The following is a 2881-nucleotide window of genomic DNA, read 5'->3' on the forward strand; positions in this document are numbered from 1 at the left end:
TGATCCGCAGATACCTGAATGGGGCAACCCGCTATGCTGAAGGCATAGCACACCGATAGGTGGGCAAACCCGCTGAACTGAAACATCTAAGTAGGCGGAGGAGAAGAAAACAAAAGTGATTCCGTAAGTAGTGGCGAGCGAACGCGGATTAGCCCAAACCGGTGCTGTTACGGCAGTGCCGGGGTTGTAGGACCGCGGTATTTTATGTACAAGGAACCGGAAGCTTCTGGAAAGGGGCACCATAGAGGGTGACAGTCCCGTACGGGCAACGAGTATAATAGATAGCGGTATCCTGAGTAGGGCGGGGCACGTGAAACCCTGTCTGAATTTGGCGGGACCATCCGCTAAGGCTAAATACTCCTGAGAGACCGATAGTGAACCAGTACCGTGAGGGAAAGGTGAAAAGAACCGTGAATAACGGAGTGAAATAGATCCTGAAACCATACGCTTACAAGCGGTCGGAGCCCTTTCGTGGGGTGACGGCGTGCCTTTTGCATAATGAGCCTACGAGTTAACGTTGCTGGCAAGGATAAGTGTTTAAGACATGGATCCGCAGCGAAAGCGAGTCTGAATAGGGCGCTTTAGTCAGTAGTGTTAGACGCGAAACCGTGTGATCTACCCATGGGCAGGTTGAAGCTGTGGTAACACACAGTGGAGGACCGAACCGGTTGACGTTGAAAAGTCTTCGGATGACCTGTGGGTAGGGGTGAAAGGCCAATCAAACTCGGAAATAGCTCGTACTCCCCGAAATGCATTTAGGTGCAGCGTTATTTTAGTTATACAGAGGTAGAGCTACTGATTGGATGCGGGGGCTTCACCGCCTACCAATTCCTGACAAACTCCGAATGCTGTATAATGATTGATAACAGTGAGGGCTTGGGTGCTAAGGTCCAAGTCCGAGAGGGAAAGAACCCAGACCATCAGCTAAGGTCCCCAAATATATGCTAAGTTGAAAGAACGAGGTTTGTCTGCCCAGACAGCTAGGATGTTGGCTTGGAAGCAGCCATTCATTTAAAGAGTGCGTAACAGCTCACTAGTCGAGCGGACGAGCATGGATAATAATCGGGCATAAGCATATTACCGAAGCTATGGATTTACAGTTTACTGTAAGTGGTAGGGGAGCATTCTGACAGGGCAGAAGGTGTATCGTAAGGTATGCTGGACCGGTCAGAAAAGAAAATGTAGGCATAAGTAACGATAATGCGGGCGAGAAACCCGCACACCGAAAAACTAAGGTTTCCACAGCTATGCTAATCAGCTGTGGGTTAGTCTGGTCCTAAGGCGAACCCGAAAGGGACAGTCGATGGCCAACGGGTTAATATTCCCGTACTGCTTATTACTGTGATGGGGTGACGGAGTGATGAAAGCGCCGCGGACTGACGGAATAGTTCGTTAAAGTACCTAGCTATATTCTCTGCAGGCAAATCCGCAGAGAATGGTGAAATACGATAGTACTCGGAGTCTTCGGACAAAGAGATAGTGCGCCTAAGGGCTTCCAAGAAAAACCTCTAAACTTCAGGTAATAAGCACCAGTACCGTAAACCGACACAGGTAGTTGAGGAGAGAATCCTAAGGTGCTCGAGAGATTCATGGCTAAGGAATTAGGCAAAATAGACCTGTAACTTCGGGAGAAAGGTCGCCCCGAGCAATCGGGGCCGCAGTGAAGAGGTCCAGGCGACTGTTTATCAAAAACACAGGGCTCTGCAAAATCGTAAGATGAAGTATAGGGCCTGACACCTGCCCGGTGCTGGAAGGTTAAGAGGAGATGTTATCTTCGGAGAAGCATTGAATTGAAGCCCCAGTAAACGGCGGCCGTAACTATAACGGTCCTAAGGTAGCGAAATTCCTTGTCGGGTAAGTTCCGACCTGCACGAATGGTGTAACGATCTGGACACTGTCTCAGCCATGAGCTCGGTGAAATTGTAGTAACGGTGAAGATGCCGTTTACCCGCAGTGGGACGAAAAGACCCTGTGCACCTTTACTATAGCTTAGTATTGACCTTGGATAAATGATGTGTAGGATAGGTTGGAGACTGTGAAGGGGCGTCGCCAGGCGCTTTGGAGTCATTGTTGAAATACAACCCTTTGTTTATCTGAGGCCTAACCCCGCAAAAGCGGGGGACATTGCTTGGTGGGTAGTTTGACTGGGGTGGTCGCCTCCAAAAGAGTAACGGAGGCTTCTAAAGGTTCCCTCAGTACGCTTGGTAACCGTGCGTAGAGTGCAATGGCATAAGGGAGCTTGACTGAGAGACATACAGGTCGATCAGGTACGAAAGTAGAGCATAGTGATCCGGTGGTTCCGCATGGAAGGGCCATCGCTCAAAGGATAAAAGGTACGCCGGGGATAACAGGCTGATCTCCCCCAAGAGCTCATATCGACGGGGGGGTTTGGCACCTCGATGTCGGCTCGTCACATCCTGGGGCTGGAGAAGGTCCCAAGGGTTGGGCTGTTCGCCCATTAAAGTGGCACGCGAGCTGGGTTCAGAACGTCGTGAGACAGTTCGGTCTCTATCTACTGCGGGCGTTAGAAATTTGAGTGGATCTGATTCTAGTACGAGAGGACCGAATTGGACAAACCTCTAGTGTATCTGTTGTCCCGCCAGGGGCACCGCAGAGTAGCTACGTTTGGAAGGGATAAGCGCTGAAAGCATATAAGCGCGAAACCCACCACAAGATGAGATTTCTTTTAAGGATCGTGGAAGATGACCACGTTGATAGGCTATAGATGTAAAGGCAGTAATGTCATAGTCGAGTAGTACTAATAATCCGTAAGCTTATGTACACCCTTTTCTCCCGGCTGCGGCCGGGAGAAGAAACTTTCTAAAATATATTTACTTTTCTTTATCTCAGTATGTTAAAATATTTGCCCGTCGCGGGCAGT

At 49.5% G+C, this 2881-nt stretch carries 1 rRNA gene; it reads left to right on the plus strand.

The annotated features are described in order from the left end of the window. Nucleotides 1-2782, plus strand: a 23S ribosomal RNA gene (locus tag EDB96_RS20970); the annotation flags it as partial. Between the last annotated feature and the right edge of the window lie 99 nt (nucleotides 2783-2881).

This window comes from Flavobacterium sp. S87F.05.LMB.W.Kidney.N (assembly GCF_004366435.1).
In the GTDB taxonomy this organism is placed as follows: Bacteria; Bacteroidota; Bacteroidia; order Flavobacteriales; family Flavobacteriaceae; genus Flavobacterium.